Annotated in this window: 29 protein-coding genes; 28 read left to right on the forward strand and 1 reads right to left on the reverse strand. The window is 44.4% G+C overall.

Annotation, left to right across the window (positions count from 1 at the left end; translation table 11 throughout):
* The first annotated feature begins 10 nt into the window (after nt 1-10).
* From HNR44_RS04850 to HNR44_RS04975, 26 genes are all read left to right on the forward strand, one after another.
* Complete coding sequence (locus tag HNR44_RS04850) at nt 11-736, forward strand: demethylmenaquinone methyltransferase (RefSeq protein WP_184402961.1); 726 nt, start codon at nt 11-13, stop codon at nt 734-736.
* Nucleotides 733-1,596 (forward strand): UbiA-like polyprenyltransferase, encoded by an 864-nt coding sequence (locus tag HNR44_RS04855; RefSeq protein WP_343069361.1) that lies wholly within the window; start codon nt 733-735, stop codon nt 1,594-1,596. The genes HNR44_RS04850 and HNR44_RS04855 overlap by 4 nt, the downstream gene beginning before the upstream one ends.
* The gene (locus HNR44_RS04860; protein WP_184402962.1) at nt 1,593-2,189 is read left to right on the forward strand and encodes a UbiX family flavin prenyltransferase; all 597 of its coding nucleotides are present in this window, start codon (nt 1,593-1,595) and stop codon (nt 2,187-2,189) included. Before HNR44_RS04855 ends, HNR44_RS04860 begins: the two co-directional genes overlap by 4 nt.
* Entirely contained in the window at nt 2,190-3,047 is an 858-nt protein-coding gene (locus HNR44_RS04865) for a menaquinone biosynthesis protein (RefSeq protein ID WP_184402963.1), read from the forward strand.
* Between the two features lie 16 nt (nt 3,048-3,063).
* Complete coding sequence (hepT, locus tag HNR44_RS04870) at nt 3,064-4,038, forward strand: heptaprenyl diphosphate synthase component II (protein ID WP_184402964.1); 975 nt, start codon at nt 3,064-3,066, stop codon at nt 4,036-4,038.
* Nucleotides 4,039-4,225: 187 nt separating this feature from the next.
* A complete protein-coding gene (ndk, locus tag HNR44_RS04875) occupies nt 4,226-4,621 on the forward strand; it encodes a nucleoside-diphosphate kinase (protein WP_184402965.1) in 396 nt (131 codons plus the stop codon).
* Nucleotides 4,622-4,870: 249 nt separating this feature from the next.
* Nucleotides 4,871-6,043, forward strand: a complete 1,173-nt coding sequence (gene aroC / locus HNR44_RS04880; RefSeq protein ID WP_184402966.1) for a chorismate synthase — start codon at nt 4,871-4,873, stop codon at nt 6,041-6,043.
* A complete protein-coding gene (gene aroB / locus HNR44_RS04885) occupies nt 6,043-7,164 on the forward strand; it encodes a 3-dehydroquinate synthase (protein ID WP_184402967.1) in 1,122 nt (373 codons plus the stop codon). Before aroC ends, aroB begins: the two co-directional genes overlap by 1 nt.
* Nucleotides 7,127-7,510 carry a chorismate mutase gene (gene aroH, locus HNR44_RS04890; protein WP_184402968.1) on the forward strand — a complete coding sequence of 128 codons (384 nt, stop codon included), beginning with the start codon at nt 7,127-7,129 and terminating at the stop codon, nt 7,508-7,510. Before aroB ends, aroH begins: the two co-directional genes overlap by 38 nt.
* Nucleotides 7,511-7,734: 224 nt before the next feature.
* On the forward strand, nt 7,735-9,261 hold the full coding sequence (gene trpE, locus HNR44_RS04895) for an anthranilate synthase component I (protein ID WP_184402969.1): 1,527 nt from the start codon (nt 7,735-7,737) through the stop codon (nt 9,259-9,261).
* On the forward strand, nt 9,230-10,252 hold the full coding sequence (gene trpD / locus HNR44_RS04900) for an anthranilate phosphoribosyltransferase (RefSeq protein WP_184402970.1): 1,023 nt from the start codon (nt 9,230-9,232) through the stop codon (nt 10,250-10,252). Before trpE ends, trpD begins: the two co-directional genes overlap by 32 nt.
* The gene (trpC, locus tag HNR44_RS04905) at nt 10,245-11,015 is read left to right on the forward strand and encodes an indole-3-glycerol phosphate synthase TrpC (protein ID WP_184402971.1); all 771 of its coding nucleotides are present in this window, start codon (nt 10,245-10,247) and stop codon (nt 11,013-11,015) included. The genes trpD and trpC overlap by 8 nt, the downstream gene beginning before the upstream one ends.
* Nucleotides 11,012-11,665 (forward strand): phosphoribosylanthranilate isomerase, encoded by a 654-nt coding sequence (locus HNR44_RS04910; RefSeq protein WP_184402972.1) that lies wholly within the window; start codon nt 11,012-11,014, stop codon nt 11,663-11,665. Before trpC ends, HNR44_RS04910 begins: the two co-directional genes overlap by 4 nt.
* The gene (trpB, locus tag HNR44_RS04915) at nt 11,646-12,839 is read left to right on the forward strand and encodes a tryptophan synthase subunit beta (RefSeq protein ID WP_184402973.1); all 1,194 of its coding nucleotides are present in this window, start codon (nt 11,646-11,648) and stop codon (nt 12,837-12,839) included. The genes HNR44_RS04910 and trpB overlap by 20 nt, the downstream gene beginning before the upstream one ends.
* A complete protein-coding gene (gene trpA, locus HNR44_RS04920) occupies nt 12,836-13,633 on the forward strand; it encodes a tryptophan synthase subunit alpha (protein ID WP_184402974.1) in 798 nt (265 codons plus the stop codon). Before trpB ends, trpA begins: the two co-directional genes overlap by 4 nt.
* A gap of 222 nt (nt 13,634-13,855) precedes the next feature.
* Nucleotides 13,856-14,950, forward strand: a complete 1,095-nt coding sequence (gene hisC, locus HNR44_RS04925; protein ID WP_343069419.1) for a histidinol-phosphate transaminase — start codon at nt 13,856-13,858, stop codon at nt 14,948-14,950.
* Between the two features lie 9 nt (nt 14,951-14,959).
* Nucleotides 14,960-16,090 carry a prephenate dehydrogenase gene (locus HNR44_RS04930; RefSeq protein WP_184402976.1) on the forward strand — a complete coding sequence of 377 codons (1,131 nt, stop codon included), beginning with the start codon at nt 14,960-14,962 and terminating at the stop codon, nt 16,088-16,090.
* Between the two features lie 12 nt (nt 16,091-16,102).
* Entirely contained in the window at nt 16,103-17,395 is a 1,293-nt protein-coding gene (aroA, locus tag HNR44_RS04935; protein WP_184402977.1) for a 3-phosphoshikimate 1-carboxyvinyltransferase, read from the forward strand.
* A gap of 305 nt (nt 17,396-17,700) precedes the next feature.
* Nucleotides 17,701-18,969 (forward strand): tetratricopeptide repeat protein, encoded by a 1,269-nt coding sequence (locus tag HNR44_RS04940; protein WP_184402978.1) that lies wholly within the window; start codon nt 17,701-17,703, stop codon nt 18,967-18,969.
* Between the two features lie 103 nt (nt 18,970-19,072).
* A complete protein-coding gene (locus tag HNR44_RS04945; protein WP_184402979.1) occupies nt 19,073-19,546 on the forward strand; it encodes a YpiF family protein in 474 nt (157 codons plus the stop codon).
* A gap of 184 nt (nt 19,547-19,730) precedes the next feature.
* On the forward strand, nt 19,731-20,231 hold the full coding sequence (locus HNR44_RS04950; protein WP_343069363.1) for a Rieske (2Fe-2S) protein: 501 nt from the start codon (nt 19,731-19,733) through the stop codon (nt 20,229-20,231).
* A gap of 14 nt (nt 20,232-20,245) precedes the next feature.
* Nucleotides 20,246-20,917, forward strand: a complete 672-nt coding sequence (qcrB, locus tag HNR44_RS04955; RefSeq protein ID WP_184402980.1) for a menaquinol-cytochrome c reductase cytochrome b subunit — start codon at nt 20,246-20,248, stop codon at nt 20,915-20,917.
* Nucleotides 20,918-20,951: 34 nt separating this feature from the next.
* Entirely contained in the window at nt 20,952-21,812 is an 861-nt protein-coding gene (locus tag HNR44_RS04960; RefSeq protein ID WP_184402981.1) for a menaquinol-cytochrome c reductase cytochrome b/c subunit, read from the forward strand.
* Between the two features lie 87 nt (nt 21,813-21,899).
* Complete coding sequence (locus tag HNR44_RS04965; protein WP_484494488.1) at nt 21,900-22,496, forward strand: DUF1405 domain-containing protein; 597 nt, start codon at nt 21,900-21,902, stop codon at nt 22,494-22,496.
* A 70-nt stretch (nt 22,497-22,566) separates the two neighbouring features.
* A complete protein-coding gene (locus HNR44_RS04970) occupies nt 22,567-23,349 on the forward strand; it encodes a sporulation protein YpjB (protein WP_184402982.1) in 783 nt (260 codons plus the stop codon).
* A 60-nt stretch (nt 23,350-23,409) separates the two neighbouring features.
* The gene (locus HNR44_RS04975) at nt 23,410-24,093 is read left to right on the forward strand and encodes a zinc metallopeptidase (protein WP_184402983.1); all 684 of its coding nucleotides are present in this window, start codon (nt 23,410-23,412) and stop codon (nt 24,091-24,093) included.
* A 50-nt stretch (nt 24,094-24,143) separates the two neighbouring features.
* Here HNR44_RS04975 and HNR44_RS04980 read toward each other — a convergent pair whose 3' ends face one another.
* The gene (locus tag HNR44_RS04980; protein WP_281381353.1) at nt 24,144-25,016 is read right to left on the reverse strand and encodes a YitT family protein; all 873 of its coding nucleotides are present in this window, start codon (nt 25,014-25,016) and stop codon (nt 24,144-24,146) included.
* Nucleotides 25,017-25,116: 100 nt separating this feature from the next.
* On the opposite strand from HNR44_RS04980, the gene HNR44_RS04985 reads away from it, so the two are divergent.
* Together HNR44_RS04985 and dapB are read left to right on the forward strand one after the other, a co-directional pair.
* On the forward strand, nt 25,117-25,473 hold the full coding sequence (locus tag HNR44_RS04985; protein WP_184402984.1) for a nucleotide pyrophosphohydrolase: 357 nt from the start codon (nt 25,117-25,119) through the stop codon (nt 25,471-25,473).
* Entirely contained in the window at nt 25,460-26,251 is a 792-nt protein-coding gene (dapB, locus tag HNR44_RS04990) for a 4-hydroxy-tetrahydrodipicolinate reductase (RefSeq protein WP_184402985.1), read from the forward strand. The genes HNR44_RS04985 and dapB overlap by 14 nt, the downstream gene beginning before the upstream one ends.
* Nucleotide 26,252 lies beyond the last annotated feature (1 nt).

The raw sequence follows: 26,252 nt of genomic DNA on the forward strand, positions 1-26,252 counted from the left end.
GTGAAGCCGAATGAATACTAGAAAAGAAAAGCGCGTCCACGAAGTGTTTGAATCGATTTCAAGCCATTATGATCGTATGAATGGCGTGATCAGCTTTAACATGCATAATCGCTGGCGGAAAGACATGATGAAGCGAACGAATTTAACCCGTCATGCGAATGTATTAGATGTTTGTGCAGGTACTGCTGATTGGACAATCGCCAATGCAAAGCAAATTCAGGAGGGAAGTGCGGTCGGACTTGATTTTAGCGAGCGAATGCTTGAAGTTGGACGTGAAAAAATCAAGAACGCTGGATTAAACAATGTACAATTGATACAAGGAAATGCGAATGCATTACCTTTTGAGGACCATTCGTTTGATGTTGTAACGATTGGGTTTGGGCTTAGAAACGTTCCTGATCCCCACTGTACACTTGAAGAGATGATACGTGTGCTTAAACCAGGTGGACAAGCACTCTGCTTAGAAACCTCTCAGCCGGAAAACGTGTTATTTAAACCTGTATATCATCTCTATTTTCAACATGTCATGCCTAGGCTTGGGCAATGGTTTGCTAAAAGTGATAAATACCGGTGGTTGAATGAATCTACAGTTATGTTCCCGAACAAACGAAAGCTTGCTCACTGGTTCGAAGTTGCGGGATTCGAAAGGGTCGGTTATTGTAGTTATGCCGGCGGAGCGGCCGCAGGCCATTGGGGGTTTAAACCGAGTGAAGGTGCAGGGAGGGGAATGCTGTGATACGTAAAATTCGAATCATCATGGAAATGATAAAGTTTGAACACACTATTTTTGCGTTGCCTTTTGCTTTTTTAGGTATGATTCTTGGCAGTTTTGAAATCAATGGAACCTGGCCTACGCTTTCCCAGTGGATTTGGATTACAGTTGCCATGTTTGGGGCAAGAAGTGCAGCAATGAGTTTGAACCGACTCATTGATGCTGCCATTGATAAGCGTAATCCCCGTACAGCTGAGCGCGCCATACCTGCTGGATTGATTACATACGCCGAAATCACGATTTTTATTATATTGTCTTTTGCCTTGCTGTTTCTAGCCGCGTTTCAGTTGAACATGCTAGCTGTTTATTTACTCCCGGTTGCGGTTTTCTTTCTCGTCATATATTCGTATACGAAAAGGTTTACATGGCTTTGCCATTTCATTTTAGGGATGACAATTGCGATTGCCCCCTTAGGCGGGTGGGTAGGCGCAACCGGCGGTTTGCAGCCGGAAGCATTTCTCCTTTTTCTTGTTGTTATGTTTTGGACCTCGGGCTTTGATATTATTTATGCAACCCAGGATGCTGAATATGATAGCAACGTAGGGTTGTATTCAATCCCTGCCCGCTTTGGAATCGCGAGAGCTTTGCAGGTAGCAAGAGGCAGTCATATTGTTAGCGTTATCTCGCTTTTTACGCTCTTTTTCGTCTCTGAATTAGGTCTTATCTATTTTATCGGGGCATGTATATCAGCAGTGATTATGATCTATGAACATTCCCTTGTTTCTGCAAATGATCTATCAAAAGTAAACGTCGCTTTCTTTCCGATGAATGGAATTGTAAGTATGGTTATGCTCGTATTTACGATTGGGGATTTTATTATATGAGGAAAAATCAACTCGTTTATACGGTAGCTATGACAGGTGCAAGCGGTGCGGTATATGGTGTTCGGCTGGTACAGGCTTTATTAAAACGTGGGGTGAAAGTTCATTTCTTGATGTCAGGAGCAGCCTGGCAAGTTTTTGAGCAGGAGCTTCAACTGGATACAACAGATCAAGAGGCCTGTTTACGGTATTTATTTCCGGAGGGAGATTTGCATATTCACGGATTGCGAAATTTTTCCGCGCCGGTAGCAAGCGGTTCATATCGCAATGATGGGATGATTATCGTCCCTTGTTCAATGGGGACATTATCAAAAATCGCGAACGGTAATTCTGGCAGCTTGTTGGAACGAAGTGCTGATGTTGCTTTGAAAGAAGGACGAAAATTACTGATTGTTCCTCGAGAGACGCCGCTACATTCCATTCATCTTGGTAATATGAAGACGGTATCGGAAGCAGGCGCCATTATTATTCCGGCGATGCCCGGTTTTTATCACATGCCAAAAACCATGGACGATCTCGTGGATTTTGTTGTCGGTAAAATATTAGATCGATTGGAGGTCGATCATGAGCTATTTACACGCTGGGGAGATGATTAGATGGTTCGAATCGGTGAGATTTTGTATACCAATGTCCACCCCTTCTTTTTCTACATTGATCGGGAGAAATTAAGTGCACATAGCCGTTTCATCCCAAGCATTCCTGCACGGTTAAATTCAGCTATGGCAAATGGGGACATTGACGTTGGAGCAATTTCATCTTTTGCCTACGGAAAAAATCACGAAGATTATATTCTGATGCCTGATTTAGCTGTTGCTTCTCAAGGTTCTGTTGGGTCGATTTTTCTGTTTTCGAAGATACCGATTGAACACTTGGATGGCAAAAAAATTGCGCTCACCCATAGTTCTGCGACGTCTATTCATCTTTTGAAGATTATTCTCCGTCGTTTTTATGGTCACTTGAATATTGAGTATACAACAATGGCACCCGTGTATCAGGAAATGCTGAAGGAGCATGATGCCTGCCTGCTCATTGGTGATGATGCGATCCAAGCACGTTGGCGCGAACGAGATAACATGTACATTTATGATTTAGGAGAAAGATGGTATCATTTCACAAGGCTGCCGATGACATTTGCTGTTTTTGCTATACGCAAACAGGCGCTTGATGAGGAACCCCAAGCATTAAAAGAGCTTCACCATGACTGGAAGAAGAGTGAAGAGCGTGCACGTGCGAACGGATACAATCAACTTGCGCGTACCGTTGTTGAAGACCATGGCGGGGACAGCATCTTTTGGCAAGCGTACTTTCGGAATTTGCGGTACCAGTTTAATACAAAAGAACAACAGGGGCTTCTGTATTTTTATCAGCTCGCCTATGAAGAAGGATATTTAGATACACGCGTCGATCAGTTAAATATCTGGGATATTGGCGCAGACATATACTCCATAAATTGAAGGGAAAGGACCGGTCATGAAGTTAACGGACCTTTACATGTATTTACGAGGGGACATTCACCAAATCGAAAAGGAAATGCAGAATACCGTTTCAGATGCACATCCTGTGCTTCAAGAAGCGACTTTGCAGCTGCTTCAAGCAGGTGGAAAACGCATCCGTCCTGTTTTTGTGCTGCTTGGGGCGAAATTTGGAGACTATGATATTCAAAAGCTCAAACACATTGGTGTCACTCTGGAGATTATACATATGGCATCACTCGTTCATGATGATGTGATTGATAACTCTGAAATGCGGCGTGGCAAGCTAACCATTAAAGCAAAGTGGGATAACCGGGTTGCCATGTACACGGGTGATTATATGTTGGCAAAGGCGATTGGTACTGTTGCTTACTTTGATGATCCAGCGATTCACGAAACAATGTCACGGGCGATTCATGAAATGGTGGTTGGTGAAATTGAGCAAATTCGTTTTCAATACCAATGGGAACAGAATATAAAAACGTATTTGAGGCGGATTAAGAGGAAAACGGCCGTTCTCATCGCTTGTAGTTGTGAAATGGGAGCTCAAGCAGCTGGTGTTCCCCGTGAACATCAAAAAGCTCTTTATCGTTTCGGGTATCAAGTCGGAATGGCCTTTCAAATTACGGATGACATATTAGATTTTACCGGTTCTGAAGAGGATCTTGGAAAACCTGCAGGGGGTGATTTATTACAGGGAAACGTCACGCTTCCTGCTCTTTATGCTATGAAACAAAGGCCGGAATTAAGGGGAGAAATAGAAGCTGCATTTAGCGATGGAAGAGTTCCGTCTCAAGAGCATCTAGCTCGATTGCTCGAAACAATTAACACTAGCGGTGGTATTGAGTACGCAAAGTCCATAAATGACCGTTATTTAAAAAAAGCCTATCAAACGCTTGAAACGTTGCCTGATATTCCCGCTCGTCGCTCCCTTTATGAAATCGCGGCGTATATAGGTGAGCGGCATTATTAATATACCCACTCCGTGAAAGTGCATGTTCAAAGAAGAAGACAAAAAGAGCTGAGATGTAAGCTGAGGTATAGATTCGACTGCATTTTCCCTTGAAATTAAGTTTCGACAAGTGGACAAAGGATGATATACTAACAACGGGTAACGCCTGAGAATATTAGGAAATGACGAAAAGAGGAGTGCAAAAATCATGGAAAAAACATTTATTATGGTTAAGCCAGACGGCGTAAAACGCCAATTAGTAGGAGAAATTGTCTCACGTTTTGAAAAGCGTGGATATACGTTAGCTGACGCGAAATTGATGACCATATCCCGTGAAACGGCAGAAAGCCACTATGGGGAACATAGCGATAAACCATTTTTTGGCGAATTGGTAGATTTCATCACTTCTGGACCTGTTTTTGCAATGGTTTGGGAAGGTGAGAATGTAATTGAGAATGCACGTACAATGATGGGTGCAACGAATCCTAAGGATGCTGCTCCTGGGTCAATCCGTGGGGACTATGCGGTTAACGTTGGGCAAAATATCGTTCATGGTTCGGATTCACCAGAAAGTGCTGAAAGAGAAATTGCTTTGTTTTTCTAAACCAGAATGACCGGCCAGGGATGGTCGGTCATTTTTCCATAGGTGGTAAATCTATCATATATCTTTTGGTGGCAGTTGTTTGTCGACATTACTAAACAAATGATTCAAGCGTTTTGAATATGAGGACATATTTTAATCGGAAGAAGTGAAACATTCGTTTATCTTCACGGAAAAGATGATATATGATACAATTTACTGCATAAAAGCGATAAAGGAAAAAGTATAAAAAGTATTTTGGAGGGGAGCCGTATGCGTTATCTAACTGCCGGTGAATCTCACGGTCCCGGTTTAACAACCATTATCGAAGGGGTGCCAGCCCATCTATCGTTATCGACTTCTGATATAAATAATGAACTTCAGCGCCGTCAAGGCGGATACGGTCGCGGAAGACGTATGAAAATTGAAAAAGATCTCGTTGAAATTACAAGCGGTGTTCGTCACGGATTAACAACAGGGGCTCCTATTGCTCTTTCTGTAACCAATGATGATTTTAAACACTGGACAAAAGTCATGGGTATTGATGCTTTGCATCCAGAAGATGAAAGAAGTGTTCGTAACAAGACCCTTACCCGTCCACGTCCAGGCCATGCTGATTTAAACGGAGCGGTGAAGTATAATCATCGTGATATGCGAAATGTACTTGAGCGTTCGTCAGCAAGGGAAACGACGATGCGGGTGGCGGCAGGCAGTGTAGCAAAAAAGCTTTTAAAATCGTTAGGGATCACCGTTGGGGTTCATGTACTAAATATCGGCGGTGTGAAGGCGAATGCTAATTACCGTGATGTCCATGACCTTATTGAACGAGCAGAAGCATCTGATGTTCGTTGCGTGGATGAAACGGCTAGCGAGAAGATGAAGGAAGCGATTGATGAGGCGAAGAAAAATGGGGATTCCATTGGTGGTGTCGTACAGGTTGTTGTTGAAGGCATGCCTATCGGTGTGGGCAGCCACGTTCACTATGACCATAAGCTGGATGGTAAACTCGCTGGTGCAGTGATGAGTATTAATGCTTTTAAAGGCGTTGAAGTGGGGATTGGATTCGAAGCTGCTAATCTGCCGGGCAGCCAGGTTCACGACGAAATTACATGGGATGCGAATAAAGGATTTTATCGGAAAAGCAATCGTCTTGGCGGTTTTGAGGGCGGGATGACGAATGGCATGCCTCTCAAAATTAATGGGGTAATGAAACCAATTGCTACCCTTTATAAACCGTTGGAGAGTGTAGAAATCGAATCCAAAGAAACAGTATCAGCCTCTATTGAGCGTTCTGATAGTTGCGCCGTTCCTGCAGCCGCAGTGGTTTGTGAAAATGTCATTGCATTTGAGGTCGCCAATGCGATCGTTCATATGTTTGGGCATGACCGATTTGACCGTATTCAAGAAGCCGTTGAGCGCCACCGTACAGAAGCGAGGGAGTTTTAATGAAAACGGTCAAGGTCAAATCTTCCTCTTATTCTTATACGATCACGATTGGCCGTCACCTCCGCAAAGACCCCTGTCGATATTTACCAAATGGGTGGCTTCAGAAAAAAAATTGTGTGTTCATCATTACCGATGAAAACGTAGCCCCGCTATATTTAGAAGATGTACAAACTTCATTTAGTGAAGCGTGTACTGTGAAGACGTTTACGATCCCTGCGGGTGAACAATCGAAATCATTTTCAATTTATGAAAAGGCATTGACGGCATGCCTTCGTGCCGGACTTGATCGAAACAGCGCGATTGTTGCTCTTGGGGGCGGGGTTGTTGGGGATTTGGCCGGCTTTGTGGCAGCTACATATATGCGTGGAATTTCATTAATTCAAATGCCAACAACGCTACTGGCGCATGACAGCAGTGTCGGTGGAAAAACCGGTATTAATCACCCCGAAGGAAAGAATATGATTGGTGCCTTTCATCAACCCGATGCTGTCTTATATGATGTGGGTATGCTTGACAGTCTTTCAAGAAAGGAATGGCTGTCAGGGCTTGGAGAGGTAATTAAGCATGGGTATATTGCAGATCAGACTCTCATTAAGCAGATTAGACGAATGGAAGATTTCTCACCGGAGTCATTGACAATTCCAGAGTCACTTCTCGCGTCATCGATTGTTGTCAAAAAGGAAATCGTTAATCAAGATGAAAGAGAGAAGGATGTTCGTGCCTATTTGAATTTTGGGCACACACTGGCTCATGCGTTGGAACAGACGGTTGGATATGGTGTTCTTACGCATGGAGAAGCCGTCGTGAATGGAATGGTGTTTGCCCTGTATGTCGCAAAAAAACTCGGATACAATGGTCCCGACGCGTTTGAGGAAATAAAGTGGCTGCAGCGCCTCGGCTATTCATTTACTGCATTAGAGAACATGGAGCCATCACAGATCCTGTCAGTGATGAAAAAAGACAAGAAAACAAGCGCGGGAAATATTCGCTACGTCGTACTTACAGAGATTGAAAAACCAACGATCGTAGCCCTTGAGGATGAACATCTGTTAACTTGTATGGATACGTTCAAGGAGGAACTGCATGTCAATGAGAGGAATTCGCGGAGCAACCACCATTGATCAAAACGAAGCTGAACATATTTGGGAACGAGCGAAGCAATTATTGATAGAAATGATTGATCAAAACGATGTAGTACCTGACCAAGTCGTTCATATCTGGTTCACAGTTACCACTGATATTAATGCTGCATTTCCGGCGAAAGCCACTCGGATGCTCTCGGGAGACTGGTCCGTCGTACCGGTGATGTGTGCCACGGAAATTCCAGTACCCAACAGTTTGCCGAACTGCATACGAGTGATGATGACCGTAAACACAGAAAAAACTGCCGAAGAAATTCAACATGTCTTCCGTGAAAAAGCAGTGCAGTTACGACCAGATTTAGTTATTGACAAAACACGTAAATAAGGAGTATTCTTGAACTAAGATTAGAGAGTTTTATTTGAGTTAGAGATCACTAGAGTTGAGTGGAGAAGAGCAGGAGCAGAGAAGAGCCTAGCTGACGTATATGGATATCCACTCATCCCAAAGCAATGGGGTGAGTTTTATATTTTATATCTCCATCGTACCCCCCTTCTATCCATCTTCCTGATCCTCCAAAGCTTCTCCCAGAGGAGAGGAGTATCAAACCTATGGCGACTTCCTTTGATTCCTTTGTAGAAGAAACCAATGACTACCGACTCGTTCCTGTTATTAAGCGTATTTTTGCAGACACGACGACACCCATCCAAATTTTTCAGCAATTAAATGAAGATGCAGTGTGTTTGCTCGAAGGGAATGATCATACGTCGGAGTGGTCGCGCTATTCCTTTGTTGGCTTACACGCCGCTTATGAATTGAAAGAAAGTGATAATGGTTTTGAGTTAACAACTTCTGATGGAGAGACCGTTGTTAACGCGGCCGATGTACAAACGGCATTTCAACGGACTTTTGAGACCTTAAAGCCTTCTCCGGCGGCAGAAAGTGATGTCCCATTTCCGGGAGGTGCGGTCGGTGTTATCCCCTATGATGCGGTTCGTCATCAGGAAAAAACGATTAAGTTAGATAAAGGAATTACGCCGGATCCTGTTCATTTTCTCTTTTGTGAAACGATGATTGCGTTTGATCATAAACAGTCAACAATGACGATTGTTCATTATAAAGATTGCAGAGACAAAGAAGCTGAGGACGTATATAAAGAAGCATTGGACTATATCGATGGGCTCATCATGCGTATGGAAGAGCGCGTTGCTGTAAACTTTTCGAATGAGATGCCCGAGCGCAAAGAACCAAATTTTGCAAAAGTCCATTCGAATTATACAAAAAGTGAGTTTCAAGACGCTGTTAATAAAATCAAAGCGTATATTAGGCAGGGGGATGTTTTTCAAACCGTCATCTCTCAACGGTTTGAAGCAGAGATTGAGACATCGGCATTTATGATTTACCGAGTGTTAAGGCGCCTGAATCCTTCTCCGTACATGTTCTTTTTGAAGCTTGGAGAAAAGGAAATTGTGGGCAGTTCTCCAGAACGTCTCGTAGAGGTGAAAAACGGGAAAGTTGAAGTTCATCCAATTGCGGGAACGAGAAAAAGAGGGAACTCGGCTGAGGAAGATGATGAACTCGCTGAAGAAATGCTCGCTTCCCCGAAAGAACGGGCAGAACATCAAATGTTAATTGATTTAGCGAGAAATGATGTTGGCCGTGTTGCCCGATATGGGACAGTCCAAACCCCGAAATTCATGGAAGTGGGGAAGTTTTCCCATGTCATGCATCTCGTTTCAAAAGTTTCCGGTGAATTACAACGGGACGTTCCCCCTTTAACGGCTCTCCTTTCTGGCTTTCCAGCAGGGACGTTATCAGGAGCGCCAAAGGTGAGGGCCATGGAAATCCTTCAAGAACTTGAGCCAACCCCCCGGGGCATATATGCGGGTGGAATTGGCTACATTGCATATAATGGACACATCGACTCTTGTATCGCGATCCGAACGATGGTTATCGAGAATAATAAGGTCCGTGTCCAGGCTGGAGCTGGTGTTGTCGCTGACTCTGTTCCAGAAGAAGAATATGAAGAAACGATCAATAAGGCAGCTGCTCTTTTTAGCGCCATTGAAACAGCAGAAGAGATGAGTGTAGAGGAGATGAGAAAAGATGATCAAAAACGTATTGAGGTCAGTGATTAACGGGGAGACACTCTCCGAAGAAACCTCAGAAGCGGTCATGAATGAGATTATGCGTGGAGAAGCAGAGGAGAGCCAGATTGGCAGCTTGCTAACAATACTGCGGTATCGAAACGAGACAGTCGAGGAGTTAACAGGTTTCGTTCGTTCTATGCGAAAACATGCAACGGCTGTATCCCGTCCTAAACATATACCATTACTTGACACGTGCGGGACGGGAGGCGATCAGTTGTCAACGTTTAACATTTCCACCGCGGCAGCTATTGGGGTGAGTGCGTGTGGTGTCCCCGTTGCCAAGCATGGCAATCGTTTCGTCTCTTCAAAAAGTGGAAGCGCCGACGTGTTAGAACACCTTCATATTCCCATCGACACTGATCCGGTAGAATTGGAGACAGTGATCAATGATTATGGTCTTTCCTTTATGTTCGCTCCCCTTTACCATAGTGCGATGAAACATGTAGTCAAGACGCGAAAATCATTGGGCTTTCGAACGATCTTTAATGTACTGGGTCCTTTGACGAATCCTGCCAATGCTGATTATCAGGTTGTCGGTGTATTTAACAAAGAGTATGGAAAAATGATGGCTGAAGTGCTGCGAAGATTGGGCACAAGGCGTGCCCTATTTGTTACGGGTGAAGATGGCATTGATGAAATTACGATTACCGGGAAAACGTATGTGACAGAATTGAACGGAGAAGAAATAAAGTCTTATACGATCGATCCAGAAATGTTTGGCATTCAAAAAGGGAAGCTTTCTGACATTCAAGTGAATTCAATTGCCGAAAGTGCAACGATGATTCATAATATATTTAAGGACCAAGCTTTAGAAAGCGCAAAGCAAATCTTTTTGCTTAATATGGCTGCCGGCTTGTATGTGAGTAGCAATGAGAGCTGGGAAGAAGCCTACAAGCGTGCATGTGAAGCATTGGAAGACAGAACGGTCTTAACACACTTTCATCAGTTGCAAGGAAAGGCAGGAAAAATTTATGCTTGAAGAAATTGTGAATCGAAAAAAGACGGACTTGAAATTTTTCCAAATGCCCCGCCAGGAATATGTTCCTCATTATTCATTGCAAAAGTCGCTCGCGTTTGCTGGTATTCATGATGGTATTGGCTTAATCGCCGAGATTAAGCGAGCATCTCCGTCGAAGGGGGAGTTTGCCTCGGATCTTGATATCATCTCGAGAGCAAAGGCATATGAAGCCGGGGGTGCCGATGCGATCTCGGTACTTACAGATCAGCCTTATTTTCAAGGAGCGCTCACCGATTTAATTACCGTTAAAAAAGCCGTCGGGTTGCCGGTTCTTCGAAAAGATTTTATTATTGATGAAAGACAAATTGAAGAAAGCGCGCGAATCGGTGCCGATGCGATCTTGTTAATTGCCTCAATTCTAGAACCCAATCAAATATTGGAGTTTTCCAAGCTTGCGAAAAATTATGGTCTTGAAAGTCTGGTGGAAGTGCATACTAAAAACGAACTTGATCGTCTATTAGATGTTTATGAGCCGCCGCTGATCGGTATTAATAACCGTAATCTGAAAACATTTAAGACGGATCTAAACCAAACCATTGAATTGTTCAGCCATGTTCCTGAACAAAGCCTTGTCATTAGTGAAAGTGGGATTCATACAGCTGAAGATGTTTCGACCATTACACGTGCTGGAGCAAAAGCAATGCTAATGGGAGAAAGACTCGTTACGGATGGTGATCCCGAAACGGTTATTCCCGAGCTTAAGAAAGGTGCGCAATTGGCATGATTGATATCAAATTTTGTGGGCTTCAATCAGATCAAGATGTAAGGAATGCGGTAAAAACAGGTGCGGATACACTCGGCTTTGTATTTGCAAGGAGCAAACGAAAAGTAGCCCCTGAAGCCGTACAACATTGGCTTGCCTCCGTTTCTTTAAATGAACATCAGAAAACCGCTGCGGTAATGGTTGATCCAAGTCATGAGGACATTCATAATCTTTTAGAATCGGTATCTTTAGATATTCTGCAATTTCATGGTAATGAATCACCGCAATTTTTATTGGAAGTAAAAAAGGCGACTGGAAAACAAATCATCAAGGCTTTGCGCCATCGCAAAGGGACTTTGGATCAGTTGAGTGCATTTTCTCCCTTTGTTGATGGTTTCATTGTAGATGCCGGTAGTGAAGAGCAAAAAGGTGGTACCGGCCGACGTTTTAATTGGGGCACGGTGCCCGTGTACATTCATTTCGCCCGGCAGTTAAACCGTCCATTGTGGATTGCGGGCGGCATCTCACCCGAAAATGTGGATGAGCTTCTCGCTTATAATCCCGATGGAATCGACGTTTCAAGTGGAATTGAGAATGAAGGGTGTAAAGATCAAACAAAAATGGAAGCAATCGTAAAGCAGGTGAGCAAAGATGAGTACGTCCTATCCTGATACCCGCGGTCGTTATGGAGCTTTTGGCGGGAAATATGTTCCAGAGACAGTGATGGCTGCACTTGAAGAGCTTGAAGCAGGTTTACACGAAGCATTGGCAGATCCGGATTTTATGCAAAATTATCGTGAAGCACTTCAAGAATATGCAGGCAGACGCACGCCACTAACGTATGCAGATCGTTTAACGGAACATGTCGGTGGTGCCCGCATCTATTTGAAAAGGGAGGACCTTCTGCACACGGGCGCTCACAAGATCAATAATGCGATTGGTCAAGCACTTCTTGCAATTCGAATGGGGAAGAAAAAAATCGTTGCAGAAACAGGTGCGGGTCAGCATGGAGTAGCCACCGCTACAGTGGCTGCAAAGTATGGATTGGAATGTAAAATTTATATGGGTGCCAAAGATATGGAAAGGCAGCGTCTGAATGTTTTTCGGATGGAGTTGTTAGGTGCTGAGGTGGTTCCGGCGAAAAGTGGCAGCCAAACATTAAAAGATGCTACTAATGAAGCGATTCGTTACTGGGTGTCTAACGTTGATGATACGGTATATTTGATAGGGTCAGTTGTTGGTCCTCACCCATATCCGCTAATGGTACGAGAGTTTCAGCGCGTGATCGGAGATGAGGCGAAAGGACAATTAGAAGATCAACCAGATGCGGTCGTCGCCTGCGTAGGCGGCGGGAGTAACGCAATGGGAATCTTTACTGCATTTCTTGAGGATGAGGATGTTTCTTTGTACGCAGCAGAGGCAGCAGGACATGGTATTGATACAGATGAGCATGCCGCAAGTCTTGCAAAAGGAGATCCAGGTGTCATCCATGGTGCGCTTACCTACTTGCTTCAAGATGAGTCGGGGCAGATAACGGAGCCATATTCGATCTCTGCTGGGCTTGATTATCCGGGAATCGGACCAGAACATGCGCATTTATCCGATTCTGAGCGAGTTAGCTACGAAGCAATCAGCGATAAAGAGGCGCTGGATGCTCTTGTACTGTTGACGAAAACAGAGGGGATACTGCCGGCACTGGAAAGCGCACATGCGCTTGCATTGGCTGTTAAAAAGGCAAAGACCATGACCCCTTCAGATAACATTCTTCTTTGCTTGTCAGGGCGCGGGGATAAAGATGTGGAAACGGTGAGGCGTGAACTAGGTGGAAAGGAAGAGCAGTCATGAAGAGAGTAGAAAAAGCTGCGCGCGAAGCGGGAAATCACTTGTTTATTCCATATATGATGGCCGGCGATCCGTCTTTTGATGCAGCTGTTGATATTGCTGTGCAACTTGAAGAAAGCGGTTCTCATATTCTTGAACTAGGTGTTCCTTACTCCGATCCTTTAGCTGATGGCCCTGTCATTCAGGAAGCTGGTCTACGAGCTCTGAATGAAGGGATGACGCTAGAAAAAACGTTTTCACTCGTACGAGCGATTCGCGAGCGGGGGGTAACGATCCCGATTGTTTTGTTTTGCTATATGAACCCACTCCTTCGATATGGTGTTGAGGAAGGGATTGAGGAAGCTGGAAAGGTTGGAGCAGACGGTTGGCTAATTCCTGATCTGCCGTATGAAGAGAATGATGAGGTACGAACGAGTTGTCACCGTCATGAGCTCTCCCTTGTCTCTCTCGTTGCTCCTACATCCAATCAACGTATACAAACGATCGCCAGTCAAGCGGAAGGGTTTTTGTATTGTGTATCAAGTCTGGGGGTCACAGGTGTAAGGAAAAATTTTGATGAGCGGTTGGACGAATTTCTCGAAAAGACTGAGGCCTATAGTAAGGTTCCATTAGCAGTAGGATTTGGTATTTCTACAAATGAACAGGTAAATATTATTCATGCAAAGGGATACGGAGCTGTGGTGGGAAGTGCGATTGTTCGAGAAATTGGAAACCTCCAAGAAAGTCTTCTTGATCCTTCATCACGCCCACAGGCGATAAGGGACATAAAAGCCTTTGTCGAGACGCTTATTTCGTAGCAAGATGGTCACACATCATTAACTAAAAGATAATGTTCAAAAGGCTGGGACAATAGAAACGTAGATCTTCCATTAAAAAAACCATCAGATCCTGTGCATCTTATACGCCGCTCCCTCTACGTATCGAAATGAAAGGTCTCTCACGGAACGTCGCTTTTTTAGCCGCCTTCGTCTCTTTTCACCCTCCTTTTTGAACATTCAGTAAAAGGTGATTCTATGAATATTAAGTTTAAACCCGTTGTTCACGGGTTAAAACCATATGAACCGGGAAAACCAATCGAAGAAGTGAAAGCGGATTTTGGCCTCGAAGAAGTGATTAAATTAGCTTCTAATGAGAACCCATATGGTTCCTCGTTAAAGGTGACAAAATTACTCAATCAAACAGGAACACAACAATTGTACCCAGATGGCCATGCCAGTGCATTGCGTAAAGAACTGGCTCGCCGCTTGCAGGTGAAAGAGGAACAATTACTATTTGGTGCTGGCTCTGATGAAGTGATTTTACTCGTATGCCGAGCTTTACTTTCGGAAAACACGAATACGGTGATGGCGACTCCCACATTTTCGCAATATAAACATAACGCTGTTATCGAAGGAGCCGAAATTATAGAAGTGCCTTTACGGGATGGTTTACATGACCTGAAAGCGATGGCTGATCATATTAATGAAAATACGCAGATCGTTTGGGTATGTAATCCGAACAACCCTTCTGGAACATATAACAATGCTGATGATTTTGTGCGCTTCATGGAACGAGTACCAAGCGACGTACTGGTCGTAAGTGATGAGGCATACATGGAATATGTAGAAGCAAGTGATTATCCAGACACTCTTTCGATGCTAAAGACGTACGATAACTTGTTAATATTACGTACATTTTCCAAAATGTATGGATTAGCGGGCTTAAGAATAGGGTATGGGGTTGGAGCGGAATCCTTCATCTCTAAAGTTGAACCGTTGAGACCCCCCTTTAACACTACGAAGTTGGCTCAAGAAGCAGCGCTTACAGCCCTTGATGATCAAACATTTATTAACGATTGTTATGAAAAAAACTTAACGGAAAAAAACAAACTGGAAGTATTTTTTCATGAGAACGGCTGTATTTGTTACCCAAGTGAAACGAATTTCATCCTTGTTGATGTAGGAACTAGCGGGGATGATGTGTTTAACGCTCTCATACGCCAGGGGGTCATTGTACGTTCTGGTGAAGCACTCGGTTTTCCACATTGTATACGAATATCTGTCGGGACCGAAAGTGAAAACGCAGAATTAATGCGTGCCTTTACTCGCTGGAGTAAAGATCAGGTAAAGGTATAGGTGAAAGATATGGTGCAACCATCAAACAAGACAAACGTTTCGAAAAAAGTCGTCGTTATTGGCTTGGGCTTAATTGGCGGTTCAGTCGCCCTAGCCATTCGTAATTCCCATTACGTGCAGATGATCGGCATTGACGTTCATGAACCATCTTTAAAGATGGCAACATCTTTGCAAATTATCGATTATGGAGATACGAGTGCGGAAGAGAATGTAGGGGACGCAGATGTCATTATCATTGCGACCCCGGTTTCTAAAACGTTAGAGGTTTTAGAAATTCTGGCTCAAGAGCCTTTAAAGCCTGGAGTCATTATTACTGACGTTGGCAGTACGAAGAAAACGGTATTATCAGAAAGTGAACGTTTGCTTTCTGAAAGAGAAGTCAAGTTCATTGGTGGACATCCGATGGCGGGTTCACATAAAAGTGGTGTTCAAGGTTCGAGAGCTGATCTATTCGAAAATGCTTTCTATGTTTTAACGACCGGCGTTGGTGCTGACTCAGCGGATGTGGAAGAATTAAAACGGTGGTTGATTGGTACGAACGCTCGTTTCATTGAATTAGATGCCAGTCTGCATGATTTATTTGCAGGCAGTGTTAGCCACCTCCCGCACATTGTGGCAGCTTCACTCGTTCACCAATTATCGCGATTGGGACAGCAGTACCCCCTTATCGGTGAGCTCGCTGCTGGAGGTTTCCGGGATATCACCCGTATAGCCTCTGCCAACCCTGTGATGTGGCGAGATATTTTATTGCATAACAAAGATGTACTGATTCCAATGATAGAGCGTTGGCAATCGGATATGCAGAAGGTACAGGGCCTGATTGAAGCTGAAGATGATCGTGGTTTGCAATCATTTTTTTCTGATGCGAAGCAATACCGTGACGGCTTGCCATCCAAAAAGAAAGGAGCAATTCCTGCCTTCTATGACTTGTTCGTGGATGTTCCGGATCGCCCAGGTGTGATCTCGGAGGTCACGGGAATACTTGCGAATCATAATATTAGCATTACAAATATCCAAATTATAGAAGCAAGGGAAGATATTATGGGCGTGCTTCGGCTTTCGTTTCGAAGAGAGACCGATCGTCAACGAGGTCTTGACTGCTTAGAAGCCGAACAGTTTAGTACATACATTAGTGAGTGAGGGGGGCAGGGCATGGATAAAGAAGCAATCGTTGCTAGTGGTGCCCTACAAGGAAGCACGACAGTTCCAGGAGATAAGTCTATTTCGCATCGTGCGGTCATGCTTGGAGCAATAGCGAAAGGGAAGACAACAGTAAAAGGGTTTCTGGACGGTGAGGACTGTAAACAAACCATTCGCTGCTTTCAGAAAATGGGAGTCTCTATTTACCATGGTCAAGAGTCGGTTACGATCGAGGGGTGTGGCTTAGATGGTTTGAAAGAACCTTCGGAAGTGCTTGATGTCGGAAACTCCGGAACGACGATCCGTCTTATGCTTGGTATTATGGCAGGGAACCCGCACTTTAGCGTTGTCTCCGGAGATGAATCGATCGCGAAACGACCGATGGCAAGAGTCACAAATCCGCTTATGCAAATGGGGGCGCGCCTATGGGGCAGAGAGAACGGGAATCGCACGCCCATTGCCGTCAACGGTGATACGAAACTTACAGCCATCGATTATCGCTCCCCTGTGGCGAGTGGACAAGTGAAAAGCGCGCTGTTGCTTGCTGGATTGCAGGCGGAAGGAAAGACGACGGTTCAGGAACCTTACCGTTCAAGGGATCATACAGAACGAATGCTAAGCGCTTTCGGTGTAGATGTGGACGTTTATGAAAATGGAGTCGCGATTACCGGGGGTCAGACCTTGTCCGGGCAGAACGTGGAGATACCGGGCGACATCTCTTCTGCTGCATTTTTACTTACAGCTGCAGCCACCGTAAAAGACAGCCATCTACGTGTTAATAATGTCGGTGTCAATCCTACACGTACGGGCGTTATTGACGCTTTGCTTGCCATGGGAGCGGATGTATCTCTACAAGAGGAACGAATTGTGAACGGTGAACCAGTCGCTGATATTGTAGTGAAAGAAAGGCCGCTGCACGGGGCTGTAATTTCTGGTGCCCTGATTCCACGCTTAATCGATGAGTTGCCTGTACTAGCGGTCGTTGCCACCCAAGCCAAAGGAGAAACGGTCATTAAGGATGCAGTAGAGCTTAAATATAAAGAAACCAATCGCATCGATACAACAGTGAATCAATTAAAGCAACTAGGAGCGAATATTAGAGCTACAGAAGATGGCATGGTGATCACAGGACCGACACCACTTACTGGCGGAGAAGTCAATAGCTTTCAGGATCATCGAATAGGAATGGCCTTTACCATTGCGGGACTCATTGCCGATGGAGAAACCGTTATTCATGGTGCTAAAGCCAGCGACATTTCTTACCCAGGATTTTATGAGAAACTGAAATCATTAAGTCAATCATAGTTACATGATATAAGTATATAGGAAGCGTTTGGACGACGCTTCCTTTTCTCGGCTGAAATTTTCTTTTTATATTTTTATGAAAAAACCTTGACGAGAAATAGAAATGATTTATAATAGTATTTAGCGTATGGTTTCTCTCCACTCCTATCCATAACCTTAGAGCGATTTTGCTCGACCTGAATTGTAAGCGTTTACGCGCGTTGCATTCAGGTTTTTTTATTTTTTTAGAGCGTTTTGCTATACTAAAATAGCGTATGGAGATGTGGATACGTTAACTAAAAAATTAGGCAAAAGGAGGTTTCGCTATGCCTGCTGATATAGAGCAAGCCATGAGTCTTATTGAGAACGGGGATGTTAAGGCAGGTTTGGACAAGCTCGAGGAAATTGAGAAGGTTGCAAGCGACGATGAAACCCTTGAACTCGCCGCTGCTTATCAATCTCTTGGTCACCCCCATGAGGTGATTAGAATCGTTGATCGCCTTTTGCAGTCGTACCCCAACGAAGGCAGTTTGCTCACTTTAAAAGCGGAAGCGGCAGTTGATTTAGATCGAGAGGAAGAAGCTATTGATTTGCTTGAATCCGTGACTGTTGAGGATGAGTCTTTTTTAGAAGCACAGATGTTACTTGCTGACCTTTACCAAACACAAGGGTTAGAGGAAGTGGCGGAACGGAAATTGTTTATGGCACTCGAGCAAGCACCGGATGAACCGATTTTATTAGCGGGTCTTGGCAGTTATTACGTGGAACAGGGGAATTATCAAAATGCCATTCCCTATTTAAAGCAGGCCATTCAACAAGGGTTTGATCCTTCTGAGGCAAATGTAAATGTACTGCTCGCGGAAGCCTATAGTAATACAGGGGCTTTTGAGACGGCGATCCCTTATTATGCTGAAGCCGTAGAAGAAGACGAGGACCCGCGAGCGCTTTTTGGATATGGTTTCACTGCGTTGCAGCTTAACGACTACTCGACAGCAATAGAACAATTAGAAAATCTGAAAAAGCTTGATCCAGAATATAGCAGTCTGTACTCGCCTTTAATCGAAGCATATGAAGCTGAGCGGCAATTTGAAAACGCCTTACAAACAGCAGAAGCAGGGCTGGAGGTGGATCGTCATAATGAGCACCTCTACGCTGAAACGGGACGCCTCCAACAAGCACTCGGGCAATTTGAACACGCGGAACAATCCTTAAAGCAGGCTCTTGAGTACCATCCTGGAAATCTAGGTGCCAGTGCTGCGCTGCTTCGCATGTATGCGGATGAAGAGCGAAGTGATGATATCAAAACGTTAATTGACCAGTTACGTGCAGCTGGAGAAGAAGATCCATTATTCACTTTCTATGAGGGAAAAGCTCATTATATCGACGACGAAGTCGAGGAAGCGTTACCTTTCTATGAACAGGCATATGCATATATAGAAACAGATGGGGGAGCCTTGGAAGAGTATGGTCATCTTTTACTGGAAAATGGAAGGCAGAAAGATGCGAAGATGATCTTCAGCCGGGCAGCCCAATTACAACCGGAGAACCACGAGCTTCAACTGTTTGTAGAAGAATTACAATCTCGTGAACAATAACTTCTTTGGCGATTGGAACTGGCTTTTTTTAGCTAGATTCCTTATAATGTGGGAAGGGTTTGTCTCCTTCGATTAGAAGTATATGGGGAAAAGGAGTTTTTTTATGCGGTGGCAAACAACAGATATTGATACGTACCAACAATCCCAAAGTTATGTCGATACCGCCCTCATCCCCCTTTTACCTGTATCACTTGGGGAAGAGATGAAAATGAAAGTGGCAATGGGGGAATACATATCGTTGATTGCAATGGAAATGGAAAAGCAATTTCGCGGAAGAATGATGCAGCTCCCTCCCCTTAGTTATCCTCAAAATGAAGGGGTGGAAGAGCTTCTTCAACACTTAAATGCCTGGGTAGAAGAGCTAAAAGCCAACGGAAAAAACCACATCATCTGGCTAACTAGCGATCCTATGTGGAAAAAATATGAAGATGAAATCCCGGGTGGTTTGCTATTATGGCTCCCGCATTTGCCGATCGAGCACTTGGACCCGCAATTACGGCAAAAAACCATCAATGATCAAATGAAAGAAATTTTGCCAACTATTATGAAGGAGTGGCGACAGGATAAAGGTTCATAAAATACCTTTGCAAAATGGCAGTCTTGAAAAGATTGACATGCTCTGAACCGCTAGGCTATCATATATATGTCTTAGTTTTGTTTGTCTATTCTTTGCGGTTCTACAAAATAGTTGCAAAAATTCAACCGCTGTTTCAGAGAGGTCTTAATACAAGAGTGATTTTTTGAGGTAGGAGGAGAGTGTAGTGGAAAAAAACCACAACGTATCTAGAAGACAGTTTCTAACGTATACATTAACCGGCGTTGGCGGTTTTATGGCAGCGGGGGTCGTTATGCCAATGGTGCGTTTTGCCGTTGACCCGCTCTTGCAAGCCGATGCGGCAGACGACATGGTTGATGTTGCGGCTGTCGATGAATTAACAGAGGTGCCACAAGCCTATGATCTGGAGTATGAGCAAGATCAAGGCTGGCACATAGAACAAGTCAGTGAAACGGTTTGGCTCTTTTTAGAGGGGGATGAAGTCGTAGCCTTATCTTCTGTGTGCACACATTTGGGTTGTACGGTGAACTGGGGGACGGATCCGGATAACCCGGAACAATTCTTTTGTCCTTGCCACTTAGGACGATTTGAAAGAGATGGTAATAATGTGCCTGGCACACCACCGACCGAACCGCTTCATCGTTACCCACTCGAAGTGCGAGACGGCAGGGTCTTTCTCGGCACGAATGCACAACCACAAATCTAGGAGGGGCATTGATCATGTTACAACGTATCTACGATTGGATTGACGATCGTGTAGATGTCACACCGCTTTGGCGCGACGTGGCTGATCATGAGGTGCCCGAGCATGTAAACCCAGGGCACCATTTCTCGGCATTTGTTTACTGCTTTGGCGGTTTGACTTTTTTCACGGTTGTTATCCAAATATTATCTGGCATGTTTTTAACGATGTATTATGTACCGGATATTGTGAACGCCCACGCATCTGTGGAGTACTTACAAAGTGATGTCGCCTATGGAATGATTGTTCGAGGCATGCACCATTGGGGCGCCAGTGTCGTCATTGTTATGGTTTTCTTACATACCTTAAGAGTATTTTTTACCGGTTCTTATAAGAAGCCCCGTGAGATTAACTGGGTAGTAGGTGTACTTCTCTTTTTCATTATCTTAGGTTTAGGCTTTACCGGATACTTGCTGCCGTGGGATATGAAAGCTTATTTCGCCACACAGGTCGGTCTGGAGATTGCCGAAACTGTTCCCGTCATTGGGGAGCTGCTATACACCTTGCTAGCTGGAGGAGAATTTATCGGTGCACAGACGCTTACCCGCTTCTTTGCGATTCACGTATTCTTCCTGCCAGGGGCATTGTTAGCTTTAGTCGCTGTTCACTTTATTATGATTCGTAGACAAGGCATTTCTGGACCTCTATAGGGTCTAGGATTGCCTCACCTTAGGAGGGGAACCGATGCGTCGAGGAAAAGGAATGAAGTATGTTACCGATTCCAGGATACCTGCGCGCGAACATCGCATGCAGAATATACCTAAAGATTACTCGGAATATCCCGGCAAGACAGAAGCTTTTTTTCCGAACTATTTGCTGAAAGAATGGCTTGTCGGTGCGGTATTTCTTATTGGCTTTCTTTGTTTAACGGTGGCCCATCCAGCCCCACTCGAACGAGAAGCTGATCCAAACGATACAGGATATGTTCCATTACCAGACTGGTTTTTCTTATTCCTTTATCAGTTACTTAAGTATGAATACGCTGCTGGTGATTACGTTGTTTTGGGGACGGTTGTGCTTCCTGGACTTGCATTCGGGGCGTTACTACTCGCTCCATGGCTTGATAAAGGCCCGGAACGGAGACTATCTCAGCGCCCAATCGCGACCGCTATGATGACTCTGGGTGTCATCTCCACGATCTATCTTACCTGGGAGTCTGTTGAACAGCATGACTGGGAAGCAGATGCGGAACAGGCAGCAATGGATGATGAGGATATAAGGGAAGTCGATCAAAGCCACGAGGGTTATGAGATCTATCAGGAACAAGGCTGTATATCATGTCACGGTGATAATCTAGAGGGGAACCCGGGTGTACAGGGACCGGACCTTTATGATCTGGCATACGACGTTGAAGGGGTCGCTGAGATTTCTGTAAACGGGATTGGAGAAATGCCAGGGGATATGTTTGATGGCACTGAAGAAGAACTTCAAATCTTATCTGAATACATCGTAGCTGGCGGCGGTGCTAATGAAGATGAAGATGTAAATGGAGACGACGAAGAAGAAACTGAAGAAGACGAAGAAAATGATGAAGAGGATGCCTAAGAAGAATAATACGGTGATGAAAAAAGCTGACTGTTGTCAGCTTTTTTCATACTCAAGGTATCAATGCTCTTTAAAGGAGTGGCTGCTGTGCGAATGTTCGCTGAATTTTTAGCTCGACCCTCGATATTGTGGGCGCTGTTATTGGTTAATGGCGCCGGCACGTTATACGGGTTTTATTGGTATGAAGGCCAATTAGCTCAAACCCCTGTTATTTTTCTTCCGTTTGTTCCCGATAGCCCTACAGCAAGTTTATTTTTTACAGGGGTACTTGCGGCTTTTCTTTTGAGAAAAAATATAGGTTTGCTTGAAGCATTCGCAGCAGTTACGCTTATTAAATATGGAGTGTGGGCCGTTGTCATAAATCTCGGTCAAGACATTTTGGGGGGGCAGGTCGGTTGGCAAAATTACATGCTTATCGCATCGCACTTTGGAATGGCTTTACAGGCTGTGCTGTTCTTGCCTTACTATCGTATCAAACCTTGGCACCTTGTCGTTGTTGGGATTTGGACCGTACATAACGATATCATTGATTATGTGTATGGGATGCATCCGTGGGTAAGTCCGGTACTCGAGCCTTATATTGATCACATTGGTTATTTCACATTTTGGCTCGGCATGGCGGCGATCGCGATTGTTTATTTCTACAACGTTCGCCATAGGAAATATCGTCTAGACTTGCCATGATGAATGATGGTCTACTCTTGTCCTTTTATTCATAGGCTTGGATTAAGAGGACAAGGGAGGAGGCTGTTCGGTGCGTGGCTGGTTGATATTGGTTATGGCTATAATCTTTTTAATAGGTCTCGCTGCAGATCAAGAAGAGCGTGAAGAAGAAGTTTGGGCACACATCGATGCCGAAGCCGGTGAAATTCTGCAGCTCGTACAATCTGGAAAATATGAGGACGGGCGTGCACGCCTGAGGGCGCTCACGGATGAACTTACGAGCGCAAATTATCAGGTGATGGATTTAGATGTTCATGATATGGGAACGATTATCATGAGTTACGAGCGTCTGTTAGGAGCATTGACAGAAGCATCAATGGAACATGATGAACGGGTCAGGGAAGCGATGCGTTTTCACTATGTGGTGGATGCAGTGATGCATACAGAGCGCCCAAAATGGAAAGAAACAGAAAATGACGTCAAAGAACAATTACAAGAGTTAAGAGAATCAGCTTCCGAGGGCGGGGCTTCCTTTCAACATGCTTGGAATGAATGGAAGCGAACTTTTGAAATGATTTACCCGGCAGCAACATTGAAGCTATCATTGCCCGAGCGTGAAGAACTTCGCTCCCTTGTTAACTTTATGAGCGAACACAGCCATCGTTTAAAGGACGAAAATGAAGCTCGGCCGTTTTTTGATGCTTTGGAATTCGAAATCGATCGTTTATATGATGGAGAAATGAATGAAAATGACCCTTCACTCATGATCGTCATTGCGATCATAAGCGGATCGATTTTATTGTCACTCTCTTACGCTGGTTGGAAAAAATACCAGGGTGAGAAAAAGCGTGCCCGGGCAAGGCGTGAGCGTTGACGTAGACGCCATGATTCAATAAAATAGATATAGAGTAGAGAGAGGTGTGGAGGTGAAATTATGAGTTTAACGGCATTTTTGATCTATTTTGCGTTGTTGATGATTATCCCGATTTGGGCACAAATGCGTGTGAAATCCACGTACAAAAAATATTCTCAAGTAAGTAATAGCTCGGGAATGACTGGCGCTCAAGTGGCAAGCAAGATCATGCAGGATAACGGTATCCATGATGTGAATGTGGAGCCGGTAAAAGGGCAATTGAGTGATCATTATGATCCTCGTTCGAAAACGGTACGTTTGTCCGAAGATAACTACTACGGGAGTTCCGTTGCTGGAACTTCGGTGGCGGCCCACGAAGTTGGGCACGTCCTTCAAGATGCGGAAGATTATAGCTTTATGCGTTTTCGCAGTGCTCTTGTTCCAGTAGCGAACTTTGGATCGAATGCAGCTATTTTCTTGATTATTGGCGGCGCACTTATGCAATTAAGTGGCCTGATGCTTTTAGGGATTATTGCGATGGCAGCAGCTGTATTATTTCAGCTCGTAACCTTGCCTGTGGAATTTAACGCAAGTAACCGGGCCATGACGCAAATGATTTCAAGCGGAATTATTCGTAATGATGAGGAAAAAGAATCAAAGAAAGTGCTGAACGCTGCAGCTCTCACTTATGTCGCAGCTGCGCTCGTAGCCGTACTTGAACTCGTCCGCTTCATTTTAATGTATGTGATGGCCAACAATGATTAATCGCAAAAAAAGCGCTCTCGAGCGCTTTTTTTGGCTTTCATTAAAGAATATTATTGCAGTGGTTTTTGTTCATCGTCGAATGTAAATCCTTCCCCTGCAACGTCTTGGACGTTGGAGATCGATACGAACGCGAGCGGATCCACTCTCTCGATTAGACCTTTGAGACGGGCAATTTCATGACGACTGACAACACAATAGAGGATTTCCTTATTGGAACCGGTAAAAGACCCGCGGCCACTCAGGATCGTCGCTCCGCGCTCCATTTCAACCTGTATGGCATCTGCAATCGCGCTTGTATTTTCGGATATGATAAAAGCAGCTTTACCGGAGTACGCTCCTTGCTGAATAAAGTCGACGACACGTGCAGCAACAAAAACAGCCACGAGCGTGTACATAGCCTCACGGTAATCCAGATAGATGAGCGAAGATGTTATGACAATGGCATCGATCAAGAATAGCGTGCGTCCGATGCTGATGCCAGAGTATGTAAACATGAGCTTGGCGATAATGTCAGCTCCGCCAGTTGTCCCCCCAAAGCGAAAAACGATGCCCAGGCCTGATCCGATAAAAACACCGGCAAAAAGTGCAGCAAGGGTGAGATCATCTTGTAAAGGGACATTGATGAGCCGGTATTCCTGAAAGAACCAAAGGAAGAAGGAAAGCCCAAAGGTTCCGATTAATGTATAAAAGAAAAGCGATTTCCCGAGAATGCGGTAACCAATAAAGAACATGGGGATGTTAAGAACAATATTAGAAATGGCAGGGTCAATCGAGAAAATAAAAAATAGAATAAGAGTAATCCCTGTAAATCCACCATCCGCAAGATTGTTTTCCATGTTAAAATAAACGAGACCGAACGACATAAACGCGCACCCTAAAAGAATAAAGAACACGCGTTTCGTGCTTTGAAGAAAATGTACCAACAGCGTTCCTCCTCTATCCGTAGGATAAGCCTTACATATTATAGGCTAAAAATGTAGTTTGAGCAAATACAGCAGGAATAGATCGAAAGGAGTAGACGTAATGCAAGATCAATCGATGAAAGATATGCAAAAAGAGGTTGACCAATATATTAGTCAATTTAAGGAAGGGTATTTCTCCCCGCTATCAATGCTCGCACGTATGTCAGAAGAAGTGGGAGAGCTTGCAAGGGAAGTCAACCATACCTACGGTGAGAAACCTAAGAAAAAGGATGAAGAGGAGAAGAAGTTAGAAGAAGAGCTTGGAGATCTTTTGTTTGTCCTTATTTGCTTCGCCAACTCTCTGGATATTGATTTAACGGAAAGCTTTGGACATGTTATGGATAAATTTGAGACAAGAGATCGGGGTCGTTGGACACTGACTCAGGAAGGAGAGACAGAAGAAAATGTCAACACGTGAGATTCGCATTATTTTAGCTGGACCTCGGGGGAAAATGGGGAGTGCTGCCCGTCAATTAATTGCAAATACAGCACATTTTCAACTTGTAGCTTACCTTGACCGTAAGCAAGAATCGGAAACCGGTTTCTCAGATGGGCAGGTTCAGGTTTATACGGATGTTGAACAGTGTTTATCTGAAGTAGAAGCTGATGTGTTTATTGATTTAACAACGCCAGATGCAGCGAAAATTAATTTAGAAAAGGCACTTGATCACCATGTCCGCCCGGTGATTGGTACGACAGGATTTTCAGAAGCAGAAATTGAACGCCTTCGTCAAAAGTCGGAAGACAAGTCGTTAGGGGTGATGATTGTACCTAACTTTGCCATTGGCGCTGTATTGATGATGAAATTCTCGCAAATGGCCGCACGCTACTTTGATGATGTTGAAATCATCGAACGGCACCATGACCGTAAACTTGATGCCCCTTCAGGAACAGCTTTGAAGACGGCGAACATGATCTCGGAAGTACGTAGTGAAAAAGCCCAGGGTCACCCAGAGGAAACAGAAACGTTGGAAGGTGCACGCGGGGGGAATGTTGATGGTATGCCGATTCACAGTGTACGGTTACCAGGTCTTGTTGCTCATCAAGAAGTGGTTTTCGGAGGCAGCGGACAAACATTAACCATTCGCCACGATTCCATTGATCGCGGCTCCTTCATGCCCGGTGTCAAATTAGCCGTAGAAACGGTTATCAATGCCAAAACGCTCATTTATGGTCTTGAGCAGATCATGGAGTAAT

It is taken from the genome of Geomicrobium halophilum, from assembly GCF_014207655.1.
Taxonomy (GTDB): Bacteria; Bacillota; Bacilli; order Bacillales; family Marinococcaceae; genus Geomicrobium; species Geomicrobium halophilum.